General features: G+C 63.4%; 15 protein-coding genes and 1 pseudogene. 9 read left to right on the forward strand and 7 right to left on the reverse strand.

The annotated features are described in order from the left end of the window. Positions 1-97: 97 nt before the first annotated feature. A pseudogene (arsB, locus tag AC5Y4T_RS19690) lies at positions 98-1,614 on the reverse strand (ACR3 family arsenite efflux transporter). Positions 1,615-1,648: 34 nt separating this feature from the next. Next, entirely contained in the window at positions 1,649-2,128 is a 480-nt protein-coding gene (locus AC5Y4T_RS19695; protein ID WP_023870410.1) for an ArsI/CadI family heavy metal resistance metalloenzyme, read from the reverse strand. A gap of 102 nt (positions 2,129-2,230) precedes the next feature. On the opposite strand from AC5Y4T_RS19695, the gene AC5Y4T_RS19700 reads away from it, so the two are divergent. Then, positions 2,231-2,590, forward strand: a complete 360-nt coding sequence (locus AC5Y4T_RS19700; RefSeq protein WP_023870411.1) for an Rv2640c family ArsR-like transcriptional regulator — start codon at positions 2,231-2,233, stop codon at positions 2,588-2,590. 450 nt (positions 2,591-3,040) lie between these two features. Here AC5Y4T_RS19700 and AC5Y4T_RS19705 read toward each other — a convergent pair whose 3' ends face one another. Together AC5Y4T_RS19705 and AC5Y4T_RS19710 are read right to left on the reverse strand one after the other, a co-directional pair. Beyond that, a complete protein-coding gene (locus AC5Y4T_RS19705; protein WP_499954954.1) occupies positions 3,041-3,802 on the reverse strand; it encodes a class I SAM-dependent methyltransferase in 762 nt (253 codons plus the stop codon). Positions 3,803-3,825: 23 nt separating this feature from the next. Continuing rightward, positions 3,826-4,698 (reverse strand): alpha/beta fold hydrolase, encoded by an 873-nt coding sequence (locus AC5Y4T_RS19710; protein WP_499954956.1) that lies wholly within the window; start codon positions 4,696-4,698, stop codon positions 3,826-3,828. 77 nt (positions 4,699-4,775) lie between these two features. On the opposite strand from AC5Y4T_RS19710, the gene AC5Y4T_RS19715 reads away from it, so the two are divergent. After that, a complete protein-coding gene (locus AC5Y4T_RS19715) occupies positions 4,776-5,387 on the forward strand; it encodes a TetR/AcrR family transcriptional regulator (protein ID WP_499954958.1) in 612 nt (203 codons plus the stop codon). Between the two features lie 213 nt (positions 5,388-5,600). On the opposite strand, the gene AC5Y4T_RS19720 is transcribed toward AC5Y4T_RS19715, so the two are convergent. Beyond that, complete coding sequence (locus AC5Y4T_RS19720) at positions 5,601-5,864, reverse strand: hypothetical protein (protein ID WP_142383317.1); 264 nt, start codon at positions 5,862-5,864, stop codon at positions 5,601-5,603. A gap of 138 nt (positions 5,865-6,002) precedes the next feature. After that, entirely contained in the window at positions 6,003-6,422 is a 420-nt protein-coding gene (locus tag AC5Y4T_RS19725; protein WP_499954961.1) for a hypothetical protein, read from the reverse strand. Between the two features lie 940 nt (positions 6,423-7,362). Here AC5Y4T_RS19725 and AC5Y4T_RS19730 point away from each other — a divergent pair. The 7 genes from AC5Y4T_RS19730 (at position 7,363) to AC5Y4T_RS19760 (ending at position 13,355) form a co-directional block, all read left to right on the forward strand. Then, positions 7,363-7,623, forward strand: coding sequence for a hypothetical protein (locus tag AC5Y4T_RS19730; protein ID WP_101953322.1), 261 nt, complete (start codon positions 7,363-7,365; stop codon positions 7,621-7,623). 619 nt (positions 7,624-8,242) lie between these two features. Then, positions 8,243-9,889 carry a ParB/RepB/Spo0J family partition protein gene (locus AC5Y4T_RS19735; RefSeq protein WP_499954963.1) on the forward strand — a complete coding sequence of 549 codons (1,647 nt, stop codon included), beginning with the start codon at positions 8,243-8,245 and terminating at the stop codon, positions 9,887-9,889. Positions 9,890-10,612: 723 nt separating this feature from the next. Beyond that, complete coding sequence (nrdH, locus tag AC5Y4T_RS19740; protein WP_047323403.1) at positions 10,613-10,846, forward strand: glutaredoxin-like protein NrdH; 234 nt, start codon at positions 10,613-10,615, stop codon at positions 10,844-10,846. Between the two features lie 27 nt (positions 10,847-10,873). Next, on the forward strand, positions 10,874-11,167 hold the full coding sequence (locus AC5Y4T_RS19745) for a hypothetical protein (protein ID WP_052955321.1): 294 nt from the start codon (positions 10,874-10,876) through the stop codon (positions 11,165-11,167). Beyond that, positions 11,167-12,447 (forward strand): toprim domain-containing protein, encoded by a 1,281-nt coding sequence (locus tag AC5Y4T_RS19750; protein WP_047323402.1) that lies wholly within the window; start codon positions 11,167-11,169, stop codon positions 12,445-12,447. The genes AC5Y4T_RS19745 and AC5Y4T_RS19750 overlap by 1 nt, the downstream gene beginning before the upstream one ends. Next, positions 12,444-12,614: an amidohydrolase gene (locus AC5Y4T_RS19755; RefSeq protein WP_089150878.1), complete on the forward strand. Its 171-nt coding sequence runs from the start codon at positions 12,444-12,446 to the stop codon at positions 12,612-12,614. Before AC5Y4T_RS19750 ends, AC5Y4T_RS19755 begins: the two co-directional genes overlap by 4 nt. A gap of 21 nt (positions 12,615-12,635) precedes the next feature. Further along, positions 12,636-13,355 (forward strand): chymotrypsin family serine protease, encoded by a 720-nt coding sequence (locus tag AC5Y4T_RS19760; RefSeq protein WP_047323401.1) that lies wholly within the window; start codon positions 12,636-12,638, stop codon positions 13,353-13,355. On the opposite strand, the gene AC5Y4T_RS19765 is transcribed toward AC5Y4T_RS19760, so the two are convergent. Further along, a complete protein-coding gene (locus AC5Y4T_RS19765; RefSeq protein ID WP_156181200.1) occupies positions 13,331-13,498 on the reverse strand; it encodes a hypothetical protein in 168 nt (55 codons plus the stop codon). The two genes, AC5Y4T_RS19760 and AC5Y4T_RS19765, sit on opposite strands and share 25 nt — an antisense overlap. Positions 13,499-13,580: the final 82 nt, after the last annotated feature.

Consider the following 13,580-nt stretch of genomic DNA (forward strand, 5'->3'; position numbering starts at 1 on the left):
CCGGTAAAGCTGCATATTCGATCTCGTCGTATTCGGGCGCGCCCGGTGGGTGCGATGGCTCGGGGGTCGGGGTCGGCCGTTGGGTGTGTCGGCGGCGTTATGCGGTGTTGGTGGTGGGGAGAAGCTCAGCAATCAGTGCGTGGATGTGTTCGGCGATGTCATCGCGAATGGCGCGGACGGTGTCGAGCGATTGGCCTGCTGCGTCGTCGAGTCTCCAGTCGCGATAGGCGACTCCGGGGAAGTAGGGGCAGGTGTCGCCGCAGCCCATCATGATCACGACGTCGCTCGATTTCACGGCGTCGGGAGTGAGGATTTTCGGGGCCGCGGCGGTGAGGTCGATGCCGAGTTCGGCCATCGCTGCGATGGCGGCCGGGTTGATCTGATCGGCGGGTTCTGTTCCCGCGGAACGGACTTCGATGCGATCCCCGGCAAGATGGGTCAGCAGCGCGGCGGCCATTTGGGAGCGGCCAGCGTTGTGCACGCAGACAAACAGGACGCTGGGAGTGCCGGTCATCTGTGGACGCTCCTGGGGGCAACAACGACGGCTGGTGGTGTGGGGAAGAGGCGTGGTCGCAGCGCCAGCGAGACATAGACCAGGGCGACGAGCACCGGTACTTCGATGAGGGGTCCGACGACGCCGGCCAGGGCTTGGCCTGAGGTAGCGCCATAGGTGGCAATGGCCACGGCGATGGCCAGTTCAAAGTTGTTGCCGGCGGCGGTGAACGCCAGGGTGGTGGTGCGCGCATAGCCCAAGCCGAGTGCAGCACCCAGAAGGTAGCCGCCGATCCACATGATGGCGAAATACGCCAGCAGTGGCACTGCGATGCGGGCAACATCCCAAGGCCGGGTGATGATTTGGTGGCCTTGCAGGGCGAACAGGATCACGATGGTGAACAGCAGCCCGTAGAGTGCCCAGGGCCCGATGGCGGGCAGATACCGGGTCTCATACCAGGTGCGGCCCTTGGCTTTTTCACCCCAGCGACGCGACAGGTAACCAGCCGCTAGAGGGACGCCCAGGAAAATCAGCACGGATTTGGCGATCTGCCACGGCGAGGTGGCGATGGTGGTTTGGGGCAGGTGCTGCCAGCCAGGCAGTACCGAGAGGTAAAACCAACCCAGGGCGGCGAAGGCGAGGACCTGGAAGACCGAGTTCAGCGCGACCAGCACGGCCGCGGCTTCGCGGTCTCCGCAGGCCAGGTCGTTCCAGATGATGACCATGGCGATGCAGCGGGCCAGCCCAACAATAATCAGCCCGGTGCGGTATTCGGGCAGGTCGGCCAACAGCAGCCAGGCCAGCGTGAACATCACCGCGGGGCCCAGCACCCAGTTCAGCAGCAGCGAGCTGATCAGCAGCCGGCGATCGCTGGTGACGGTGTCCAGGCGGTCGTAACGGACCTTGGCCAGCACGGGATACATCATGATCAGCAACCCCAGTGCGATGGGCAGCGAGATCCCATCGACCTGCACTTTCTGCAACACGGTATTGAAGCCGGGCACCCAGCGTCCCAGCAGCAGCCCAGTAGCCATGGCGACCGCGATCCAGACCGGCAACAGCCGATCCAACGTGGAAAGCCGTGCCACCGTGGAGGTTTGAGCAGCGGCTGTCTCAGTCATGGGATTCTCCCGTTCACCCAGTCTCGCTCGGTGATCAGCAACACGACGTCGCCGGCGCCGCGGTGTCGGCGGCATTGGCTGTACTGCTGCAGCACACACCCGGCCCGCCGTCTTCGGCCTGAGGCTGGGTGGGGCTGACACCGAAGCTGTCGGAGTCGGCCAACACGGTGTAAACCTCCCAGCGTTCACCGCCAGGCCCGGTGACCCACACCTTGTCCTGGGTCGCGAAACAACAGGTGGTGCCGATTTCCTCCTCGGTGAACATCTGGGCGTCGGTGAGCCGGGCGATCTCCGTGTGCACCACCTCGCTGGAGCCGACCTCGACCCCGAGATGGTTCAGCGACCCGCCCTGACCCGGGTTCTCCAACAGCACCAGCTTCAGCGGCGGATCGGCGATCGCGAAGTTGGCGTAGCCGGGCTTGCGTTTGGCTGGCTCGGTGTGAAACAGCGTGGAATAGAACGTGATTGCCTGATCGAGGTCATCGACGTTGAGGGCCAGTTGAACGCGTGACATGGCAGCGAACCTCCGAGTTGTGAGACATATATCGAACTGGTGGTATGTGGCCAGCATGCCCACCTTTTCGATATATGTCAATCTTTGTGGCAGGATGGTGTGATGCCCAAAGCGTTGCCGGTAATCGATACGACGGCGCCGGTGTGTTGCGCCCCGGTGGCCTCAGGTCCCATGAGTGACGCCGATGCGTTGGCGATCGCGCTGCGGCTCAAAGCGCTGGCTGATCCGGTGCGGGTCAAGATTGTGTCGTATCTGTTCAGCTCGTCTGCCGGTGAAGAGATTTCCGGCGAGCTGGCCGCGGTGCTCGATCTCAGCGAATCGACGGTCAGCCATCATCTGACGCAGTTACGTAAGGCGGGTCTGGTGATCTCGGATCGGCGCGGGATGAATGTGTTTCATCGGGTCCGCCCGGATGCGTTGCAGGCGTTGTGTGCGGCGCTCGACCCGAACTGCTGCACCTAGGCGTCATCTAACGGGTCAGTCAACGGCCACTTCTGCTAGGGCGGGACACCACATTGATTCATCTGATGCAATATGCGGCAATATTTCATGGATAATCACGATTATCCATGACAGGTGCCAGAACATGCTGGCGCACAACCTTATTGGCAGCATAATCGTCACGGTGACGTATCTACCATGTGCGGTCCGCAACGGCCAGCACGCCGAAATAGTCAGCGTCCCAACGTGTTTCGCGCTCGGCGACCATGGGTCACAGCCGTCGATGGTGTTCCTGAGGGTCACTGACGTCCGCGGGCGGTGCGGCCGCGTCCCGTATTCCGCCGACCCACGTTGTCGGCGAGCTGGTTGACCATAAGATAAATTATCGGCAAACAACCGTTAATGGTCTACGAATTACTCAGTGCTACAACAAAACTCAGACGCATACCCCGTAACTGCAGGCAAATCCGTTCACGGGCCTTCCCGCACGATGAGGCGCAGTCCTGCATCGATGGCCTCGAGATCAAGGAGATCTGGGTGGCGGGCCCGCCAGGCGCCTGTATCGAGATCCTGACGTAGGTGCTCGAGTCCGGGTTGAAGATCGTCCGGCCGGAGCCGCGCTAACCCGGAGATGCAACGCCGGACATCCGAGTCAAGATACGCGGCCGGTCGACGCCAATAGGCCGGCCCGAAGCCATCGGAGCAGTCGTGCGGCACGAGAACGACCTCGACCCGATCGGCGCCGATGACCTCCGCAACCTGCTCGACAGGCAACTCGGAGGCTGCCGACGCGCGGCCGGCGGCCGGGAAGTACTCCTGCCAGAGCCAAAAAGCGTTGTGAACCTTGGGCTCGTAGGCAAACAGGACGATTCGGCGAGCGACCCGAGCAAGTTCACGCAATCCGGCAAGGGGATCGGACCAGTGGTGAATAGTCAGGATGCCCATGGCGGCGTCGAAGCTCTGGTCCAACAGTGGTAGAGACTCAGCAACTGCCCTGATGCACGGCGCCGCATCTGCGCGCCGCTGTCTGGCCATCTCTGCGGAGGGCTCCACGGCTAGCACGAGACGGTCGGCTGGCTCATACGAACCCGTGCCGGCGCCGACATTCACTACGGTCCGAGAATCGCCGAGAGCGGCCACGATCCTGGCCGCGATTCGAGGGTCTTGCTTGCGAAACCGCCTGTAGCCCTGACCTATGCGGTCATAGGAGGTATCAGAGGGCGCACCGTTCATGATTCAGCGTTCACTCAGCATCTTCATCGTTCGCGCCACTCGGCCCAATGTTGCTGCAAGTGCGGAACGAATTCGTCAACGCGGTAGTCCGGGAAGTGCATTCGAGCGCCATCGAGGGTGGCGATCTTGGTGGTGCCGGGGATCAGCTTGGCCAGTCGTTGCGCCCATTTCAGCGGGAAAAGTAGGTCACCCGTTCCCCACACAATGAGTGTGGGGACCTTCAGTTGGGCTAGTTGGGGTCTTACGGCGGCCAGCTCGTGGTTCGATATGGCTGCGGTCAGGCGTGCAAAAGCGCGGGAGGATTGCGGAGTTCCGAAGACGGGGCGGTAGTAGGCATCGACCACCTCCGCCGGGAGGCGACCTGGATGCGGATAACCGGCCTTCAGCCCGCCCAGCTGGAGCCGGCGACTGGCGACGATACGTGGTCCCAGTGTGGCCAACAGTCCCGTGCGCGCTGCAATTGACACGGGTTTGAAAAGGGCGGGCGGGGTGTTTCCTTCGGTGTCTCCGTTGGTCAAGGTGAACGTTGTCAGGCGGTCACTGAGGTGGGCGGCGACGATTTGCGCGACCGCGATGCCGGTGTCGTTGGCCACCAGGTCGAAGTGGTCTAACCCGAGGTGATCGCATAGTTCGATGCCCCGTTGCGCCAGACCGGTCAACGACACATCCGCGTCTGCGGAAGCCGGCGGGGTGTGTCCATGCCCGGGCAAATCTAGGGCGATGCAGCGCCGGTTCTCGCCGGCGACTCGTGGAATCACGTGACGCCACAGCAGGCTGTTGGTGATGAGACCGTGAATGAACACCGCTGGCCGGCCTCGTCCGACGTCGAGATAACTGACCGCACCGGATCCGGTAATGGCGTGGTGACGGTGTGTTTCAAGTTCGGCGATATCCATAGGCAGCCGTCCTTCAGCTATTGAGTACTCAGGTAATGTCACATACCGTGAGTATGCGATCGACTATTCTCTCGGGTGTGGACACTGTCAAGAGTCGCCGTACGGAATATGCGGAGCAGACGCGAGCGGCGTTGGTTGTTGCGGCCGCCGAGGCGTTCGCCGAGCACGGATTCACGGCCACATCGATCACCCAGATCGCCGCGGTGGTCCGCGTCACCAAAGGTGCTGTCTATCATCATTTCTCAGACAAACAGAGCCTCTTCGAAGCGGCGATCGACTACCACAACGAGGTGGCCCAGCAGAAAGTTTACGAAGCTATCGCCGAACACCCGAACGAAACCTGGGAAGCGGCAATTGCCGGCCTCGAAGCAACGCTGGACATCTGCGCAGATCCGATCGCAGGGCGGCTGATCTATCTCGAAGGGCCCATCGGCCTGGGCTGGAGGCGTTGGCGAGAGTCCGAACGCCAGTACACTCACCACAACGTGCGCCAACTGCTACTAGGCGGCGTCCAGGCAGGGATCTATCCGGATGACATGCCAATCGCGGCAATGACCGAGGTCATCTCCGGGATGATCACCCACGCCGGCATCGCACTCGCTGAAGCACCTTCCCGCCAACGCAAACGCATCCGCAGCGATCTCCAGGCCGCCATAGAACGCGTCCTTACCGGACTCAGATGCGGTTAAACCCAGAGCTATCCCCCGCTCAGCACACAGCAACTCGCACCTGTCGAACACGCACCGTTACCAGTTACCTTCTCGCACAGACTGTTTCGATTTGCGTCGCTCTTAAGAGCCTGCAAAATAAGCACGTTTCGGCTGTATCCCATCGACCGCGCACACCCATAACCTGGATTCATCCCTAGCCAAGGTCCAGACCCCGCGCCGAAAACGTCTCGGTCATCCCCGTCGTATGTGAAACAGACTCTCGTCGAAATACTCCTGTCCGTTCCAAAGGTTCAGGTCATACCAAGGCGGATCGCCCGCGCGGCGGCGCAGTTGAATGCACTCGCCGCCGACGATGGGGTGCTCGGCAACCACGGCTTCGACAATCCACTCTTGCCCTGGCCACACCTTGTCGTTCATGCCGTGGATTTGCCGGCCAACAATCTCATCGCCCGGCCGAAGTTCTCGGGGGCCAACGATCTCTACCTGTGAAGTCATGCCCATATTCTCGTTCCTGGGTGTGACAATTCACCTCGTTCCTGCCCCGGAAGCGGCAATTCGTCAGGTGACGAAACTCTGCCGCTATTAGGTTCGTGGTCGTTCAACCCGCTTTCGTCCCTCGTCGGCGCGAACGCTTCAGAAATAACCAAATGGTGACGTGTGGACCACCGCGTTGGGTTTGAGGTACTCGTCGAGGGACAACACGAGGGTGTCCGCGGGTGTGAGGATGTCGACGTAGTTATGGCAGGGCGCATTGTGCTCTCCCATGACCACGAGCATGCCGACGATTTCGTCTGCCGTGGCTTGGTCCAGTCGCCACTCAACGCGATCGTCGCGCCCGTCGCGCAGGTCGACGCCGCCGGCGCCGTCCTCCAGTCGGAAAGTGTGAAGCCGCCGCCCGTCACACTCGAGTTGTGAGACGGCGTGCGCGGACGCATGCTTTAGAGCGGCGGTGAACGCATCCAACCCGGCAGCATCCATCGCCGCCAGCACGGCATCACGGCCGAACTTGAAGGTTTCCAGATAGGCAACGCGGACAATGCCGGTCGACTTCACCCGCATCATGTGTAGCCACGGGGCTCAACGGATCCATCTGAAGAAGACATCTTCGTCGTCAGTTACTTATGCGTGCGGTAATGCCGGCATCGTGTAGCGAACTTGTCCCACGTCTCTCGCTCGTCGGCGAGACGCTGGGCCTTGCGGCGACGTCGCTGCGCCCGGTCGTCGGCAGCGCACCGCCAGTCAAGCCGCACGGGGCCGCGCCAACTATTCGCGTGCCGTACGACAGCCCGGATCTGTTCATCGGTCAGCCCCGCTAAGGCGCCGTCTGTCTGGTGTGTCGTTACGATGACGCGGCCCCGCAGGAGCGGAACAGTCCGAGCCGTGAATTTTCCGGCTGAGAGTAGTAGCGCGGTGGCGGGCCGGTTCACATCCCGAGGTACCGGCCTAGGCCATGGACTGAACCAAAAATCAAGAGCGCCGAAACCGCTGCTGGTAGCAAAACTTTCGACGAACTGGTCAGTTGGCGGGGCCGCATGCAGAAACGTGGCCAGTTCATCGGGCGCAGACACCTCGATAAGCTCAAGGCAGGACGGGTGCAAATAGCGGTTCGTGTGATTGATGAACAACGCAGTGAGCATCAGTCGATCCTAAACTGCGCAATGTCTCGCCGCCGCCCCCTAAGCTCGACGAGAGGGCCTCCCGCGCCGCCGCTCTGGATGGGCTCGATTGTCTTCAATTTGCCGCTGCAGCGATGGATTTCGTAGATAAGCGTGTTCCGCGGCGCTCAGGATGACCGCTGGTTCCAACACGATCGTTCCATCGACCTGCTCGGTCGCCAGATACTTATCGTGGTGGCCTAGTTTGCCCAAACTGATTCGGCGCCGACCGTCCACTTCAATCATCACGGGTTCCACACTGTCAATGATAACCCCCCTTGCCCCATATGTTCAATTGGGGCTTCGAGGGCAATAGGGTATTGGGGTAGGATTTGCTCGTGCTCGAAATGGACCCGGAGCCTCACGACGAATTGATGCGGCTCTACGACTCCAACCCCGCCTTAGCGGCGCGGATAGACGAATGGCTCGACCGCATCGAAGCCGATCCCGCCGCCGCGCCGGTCCGCCGGCGCCTCATTCGGCCCGGCCGGCTGTGGGCGATCACCATCGCCGACCCCGACAGTGACTACCTGATCCTGTGGGACCTCGACGGCGCAACCCCGGTCATTCGCTACCTCGGCCCCGACGTGCTGGCCTGAACTCCTACCTCAACACCGTCTTCCGCCGCCTCGCCTAACCGATACATCCACTTCATGCGCGACTCGGCCGGTTTACCGGCCGTCAAGGCTCTGGGACTCACACGAAGCATCCAGGGGTGGAGTGTAAATCGTGTGGTCGCAGTGCCGGCACGAGTGGGAACGGTGTATCCGTCCGCACCGGCAGTGCATTACTCCGACGAGCACCTGGTTTGCGCCGAGCTCGCCGGCGCATCCCGGGCACCGTGATGGACGGGGTTCCTCCCATCCGCGCCGGGTGTGCCGAAGTCCCATTTCCGCGATCGTAACGGTGATTTGAAGTTGAAGCGCCTGCGGCGCTGCTGCTGCTGAATAGCTTGGGCCGTCGGCCCAAGCCCATGTTTGTGCCTTCCTGGCATTCGATTGTTGCCCGGCGGTTCGCTCGCGCTAAGGCCACGGCCTCCGCTTCGCTTCGGGCGCAAGGCTCGCCCAGTTGCCCGCGACGCTCGCTGTGCTCGCGGCGGCCAACTGCGCGCCCGGACCTTGCACTCCGCGCCCCTATGCCGGGCCAAATCTCAATTGCCAGAAGGCAAAAAGAGCGGGCGGCCATGTGAGCGCCTGCCGTACACAGAAAGGTTCGACCATGACCGACATAACCAACACCGATAGCGCGGTTACCGCTGCCGACCAGCCCATCGGGACGCTGGAACACCTTGACCCGGCGCTGCTCGACATCGGTGACAACGTCCGCGACGACGCAGCGCTGAGCAAGGCGTTCATCGCGAACATCGCCGAAAACGGAGTTCTGGTGCCGATCACGGGTGTTCGTGACCCCGAGCGGCCCGAGGTCATCCGGGTCCGCAACGGGCAGCGACGTACCCTGGCGGCCCGCGAGGCTGGCTTGTCCAGCGTCCCGGTCTACGTGCTGCCGTCCACCGCTGCCGATGCCAGCCAGGAGACCATCGACCGCATTGTGCACCAGATCGTGACGAACGATCAGAAGCGGGACCTGACCGAGGCCCAGCGGACGCGGGGTATCCAGCAGATGATCGACGCGGGGCTGTCGGTAACCAAGGTGGCCAAGCGGTTGTCGGTCGGCAAGGACGCCGTGAAGGCCGCTCACACGGCGGCCCGGTCGGCTACCGCCATGGACGCCCTGGCCAGCGGCCAACTCAGCCTGACCGAAGCGGCGGCGATCACCGAGTTCGAGGACATGCCCGGCGCGGTGGAGCGGCTGATGAGCTCGGCAGGCCGAGGGTGGTTTGAGCACACCCTCGCGCAGCTGCGTCAGGAACGCGCCACCGCCCAGGCACGGGCCGAAGCCGCCCAGCCCTATGCCGCTAAAGGGTTCACCATCCTTGAGCAGCGCCCGGATTCGTGGGACCCGGCCTGCATACCGCTGCATCACCTGGTGACCGCCGAAGGGGACGAAGCCGACGACACCGCCGTCACCGATCCGGCCCGCTGGGCTGTGTTTCTCGTTGAGGACACCGCCTTGTGCGACGTGGAAACCGGCGACGTCGTAGACGAACAGAGCGTGGACTGGCAGACCGAGGACCAGCCCGATGCCACGCCCGCCGAGGGGCTGCGTCATGCCAACACGGTCATCGACAAGGAGGTGTTCACCCCCGATTACTACTGCCTCGACTACCGTTCCGCAGCACTGACCCCGCAGAGCTGGTTCGCGCGCCAGGCCGGACTGGTGGACACCGACACCGGCGAAGCGGTCGACTTGGACGACGAGGCCCGCGAGGCCGCACGCCAGCAGGCCGCGCTCGACAAGGCTGAGGCCGAGAAGCGGGAGCGCCGGAAAGTGTTGGCGCTCAACAAACTCGGAGACGCCGCTCTGGGAGTGCGGCGCGAGTTCGTCAAGAAGCTGCTGGCGCGCAAGACCCCACCCAAGGGTGCGGCCATGTTCGTCGCTGACTGCTTGGCTCGCGACAGCGCGTTGCTCACCAACAACAACGCGCTCGACACCACCGCCGAACTGCTCGGAGTCGAGGACGGCCAGGGCGTGGCCAAACTCGTGGCTGATCTGCCCGCCACCGGCGACGGGCGCGCTCAGGTGATCACGCTGGCCCTGGTCCTCGGTGCTCTGGAATCGCGCACCCCTAAGGAGGCCTGGCGCAACAACACCGGTTGGTGGGGCCACCACGTCGGCAGCAGCGAATATCTGCGCTGGCTCGCCGACAACGACTACCCGCTGGCCCCAGTCGAGGAGGTCATGACCAAAGCCAAGAGCGCCGATGATGTGTACGACCAGTATTTGGCCGATGCGGTGAAGGAGTAACACGCCTCGCGGGTGGGGTCAGGACTCGGTTCTGGCCCCACCTTGGCGGCGGCGGCGGCGGGGGAACTTTCCAGTTGCTGGCGTGAAACATGTTGCGCCCTCTGGCCATCCGATTGTCACCGGCCGGGCCGCTACCTGCAAGGCGCCCGGCCTCTGCGTTGCCGCGGGCCGGTGGCTCGTGAACGTTTCCCCGAGCCGCTCGCTGAGGCTCGCTGGGAAAACTTCACGCCCGGGCCTTGCACTCCACGGCCCTCTGGCCGGTTTAAATCGTGAATGCCAGAGTGACGAAAAGAATGGCAGCAATGACAACAAAATGACATGCAAGTAGGTGCTGCCAGTGGGCGTGTATCGCCTGACCGCCTGGGGCTGGGTTAATGACGGAATGGGATAGAAAGGGATTTAATAAGTGCATATGTGCGTCATTTACCGCCAAGTCGCGTGTACCGAGAATCAGCGTGAATCCCCGGTGCAGTTGCCTGGCCCGCAGCCTCGCCTTCCTGCCTGGCGAGAGGTACGAAATGCGCGGTCTGACAGCAGGTATGGCCTGCGTTCATCTCGGCGACCGTCGCAGGGAGGGGGAGGTTATGCCCGGCGTCCAATCGTTGTGGAGAACAATCCACAATTGCCTGGATTTCTTTTGCGCGACTATGGCATAGGGCCACTCACGACAGTAATATTTGATTATCGAAACGCAGCACCAGCCATTTACGAAGGAGGCGACTAATGTCTCAAATCACGGTTTACACGAAACCGGCCTGCGTCCAATGCACCGCTACATTCAAGGCGCTCGACAATCAGGGCATCAAATACCAGAAAATCGATGTCACTGAAAATCCCGAGGCCCGCGAATACGTGATGAGCCTGGGATACCTGGGCGCGCCCGTCGTCTACGTCTCCCCCACGGAGCACTGGTCGGGTTTCCGTCCGGATCGCGTCGCCCGCTTGACCGCCGCCTAGACCCGTTGATTGGAAAGGACCCACCCGATGTACACCGACGCCGCCCTCGAGCAAGCAGTCGCCGAGTTCGCCGAACTGGACAGCATTGAGCGCATCGCGGAAACGCGAAGCCACTTACTCAACCATTTGGCCGACGCCGTGAAGGCCCTGCAACAGGCCGCAGACAGTTTGGACCGGTTGCGCGGTAACACCATCTACGACGTCGAGTTCGTCGACGGCCGCGACGGCCGCGATGTCGCCACCTTCCTCGACGACAGCATTCGCCACACCCGCGCGGCCTACGCCGTGGTGCACACGGTCATCGACAAGGAGACTCCGTGATGGCCAGCCCAGCGCAGACCCGGTGCCCCGGAAGCGCTTTGGACCAGGTGCGGGATGCTCTGCAGGTGGCCGGGCAGACCATCCGGCCGCGCGGCGGTGACGCCTTCATGGCCAGCTGCCCCCTGCACACCGACCACTCCCCCTCACTGTCGGTGGGATGGCGCGACAACACCCGCGCCGGGGCAGGCGGAGCGGTGCTGCTGCACTGCTTTAGCTGCCAGGCCCCTGCTGCCGAGATCGCCGGTGCTCTCGGTCTGCGCCTGGCCGATCTGTTCGACAACCCCGCTCCCACAACCCGTCACAGCGCGACCCGCGCTGCACAACCGAAGGCGCCCCGCCGAGCTCGCGGATTAGGGCCGTTGCCCGCGCGGATCACCGCGTCCCGCGAACACGTCGAGCACCGGTGGCGCAGGGTCCGGGTCTACACCTACCTGACCCTGTCCGACGAACCAGTGCAGCAGGTCATTCGCGAAGAATGCACATGCACCGGGCGCCCCCACAAGCAGTTCCGGCAGCGCTACCGCGACGGGCGCCAATGGGTATATCGCAAGCCGCACGGATTCACCCCGGTGCTCTACCGCCCCAATGCAATTCAGCACGCGGCCAAGACCGGCGCATGGGTGTGGGTCACCGAAGGTGAGAAGGACGCCGACACCCTGACCGCGCTGGGTCGCTTGGCCACCACCAACGCCCAAGGGGCCGCCAACTTCCCCGCCGAGCTCATCGACGCATTCGCCGGAGTCAACGTCGCCATCGTGGCCGACCGGGATCTCGCCGGATATCAACGCGCGATCAACCTGCATGAACGCCTGCAGGGCAGGGCCGCCCAGGTGGTCCTCCTCACGCCGGCCATCGAGGTCGACAAAGCCGACGTCACTGATCACGTCAACTCCGGCCTGTGGGAGCGCAGCGACCTCTTCGGCGGTTTCACGATCATCACTCCGGCCGAGCTATACGCCTTGGCCGCGGCCGCCAAGGCCCGCTGGGCCGCCGATCGTTTCGACACCGCTCTGCAGGAGGCCCGAGCCCACCATGACCGGCGCGGCCTGGTGCACGGCAGCGCCCGCAACGCGGCACGCTGGCTCGCCGAAGCCGCCGCCCAACTGCGCGCAGTGCAGGACACCCACGACGAGCTTCAGCACCACAGCAACCAGCACCGCTCACCCGTGGCAGGTCGTGCAGCAGAGGCCGTCGAAACGCTTCTACAGCGGCTCATCGTCGACTACCGGCGCAGTACCCGTCGCCCACCAACTCACCCCGATTTCAAGGAGTCTGCATGACAACGCGTTTCGAGATCGCCATTACCAACCGCGCGGCCGCAGCCATCGCCGCCGCCGCCGGCCGGCCTGGGCCCGCGGCCAACACCGCCCGTGCCTGGATCGACAGCATGACCGCGCGCGCGCAACTGCGCTCCGAACGCCGCGTGCGCCACACGCGGGCCGCCTAGAACCTGAAAGGTGACCGACCCATGCGCACCACAACCCACCGATCCGCCGCAACCGTCGCCAGCCTGGCCGCCGCCGCAGCGCTGGCACTGACCAGCTCGCCCTCGTCACACGCCGCCCTGACCGTCGTCAGCCCCGGCGACGAGGTCGACTACATCAACCCCGGCGGGCGCAACCAGTTCTGCACGATCGGATACGTCTACACCGGCGCAGACATGCACACCTACGCCATCACCGCCGGACACTGCCGCGCCGACTCGAGAGCAGGGTATGCGCGTGACAAGCGCAACGGGCTCACCGGAGACTTCGTGCGCAGCGTGTTCGAACCTCCCCGCAGCGGCGGCGCGGACTATGCACTGATCGACTTCAGCACGAACTCATTGGCGTCGGCCTTCATCACCGACCACCGCATGCCCTTCATCGATGGCTACCCCGAGCCCCAAATCGGCGAGACCGTCTGCCGTATGGGAGTTTCCAGCGGTCAGCAATGCGGCCAGATCACCGCCAGCCAAGGCGAAGATCAATACCTGACTACCGGGATGCCGCCGAGCATCCCCGGTGATTCCGGAGGCCCGGTCTGGACGTCAACCGCCCACGGATTCCCGCAAATTATCGGGATCTGGCTGGGAGAAAAGACGACAGCGGCAGGGCAAGAGTATGGTCGCTTCGCGTCGCTATCGAGCGGCCTCCGAGCCCTCAACGCACCTGGCCGTCTTGGTCAGAACTCCAGCAGCCCCGAGTAGTCGGCGCGAGGATAGGACACATCGCACACCATTGTGGGCGGTGACCAGTGACCGTTGACCAGCCAGTCGATCACCGGCGCCGGGGCGCGTTGCGTTTCCACCAGCTCCTGCAACACTGCCGCTTCAACTGCTGTTTCGATCACCGTCTCAGGCTACCTGCGTCGCGGCCGCCGCCGCGACCTTAGTCGCGCCGCAATCTGACGCCAATCCTCCGGCAGGCAGGGC

The sequence above is a fragment of the Mycobacterium sp. NGS11 genome, assembly GCF_059813315.1.

Excerpts from the sequence above, each read along its gene's own strand:
- AC5Y4T_RS19745 (WP_052955321.1), top strand. The coding sequence starts at position 10,874 with ATGTACACCGACGCCGCCCTCGAGCAAGCAGTCGCCGAGTTCGCCGAA.
- AC5Y4T_RS19755 (WP_089150878.1), top strand. The coding sequence starts at position 12,444 with ATGACAACGCGTTTCGAGATCGCCATTACCAACCGCGCGGCCGCAGCC.
- AC5Y4T_RS19705 (WP_499954954.1), bottom strand. The coding sequence starts at position 3,802 with ATGAACGGTGCGCCCTCTGATACCTCCTATGACCGCATAGGTCAGGGC.
- AC5Y4T_RS19720 (WP_142383317.1), bottom strand. The coding sequence starts at position 5,864 with ATGACTTCACAGGTAGAGATCGTTGGCCCCCGAGAACTTCGGCCGGGC.
- AC5Y4T_RS19700 (WP_023870411.1), top strand. The coding sequence starts at position 2,231 with ATGCCCAAAGCGTTGCCGGTAATCGATACGACGGCGCCGGTGTGTTGC.
- AC5Y4T_RS19750 (WP_047323402.1), top strand. The coding sequence starts at position 11,167 with ATGGCCAGCCCAGCGCAGACCCGGTGCCCCGGAAGCGCTTTGGACCAG.
- AC5Y4T_RS19695 (WP_023870410.1), bottom strand. The coding sequence starts at position 2,128 with ATGTCACGCGTTCAACTGGCCCTCAACGTCGATGACCTCGATCAGGCA.
- nrdH (WP_047323403.1), top strand. The coding sequence starts at position 10,613 with ATGTCTCAAATCACGGTTTACACGAAACCGGCCTGCGTCCAATGCACC.
- AC5Y4T_RS19735 (WP_499954963.1), top strand. The coding sequence starts at position 8,243 with ATGACCGACATAACCAACACCGATAGCGCGGTTACCGCTGCCGACCAG.
- AC5Y4T_RS19760 (WP_047323401.1), top strand. The coding sequence starts at position 12,636 with ATGCGCACCACAACCCACCGATCCGCCGCAACCGTCGCCAGCCTGGCC.
- AC5Y4T_RS19710 (WP_499954956.1), bottom strand. The coding sequence starts at position 4,698 with ATGGATATCGCCGAACTTGAAACACACCGTCACCACGCCATTACCGGA.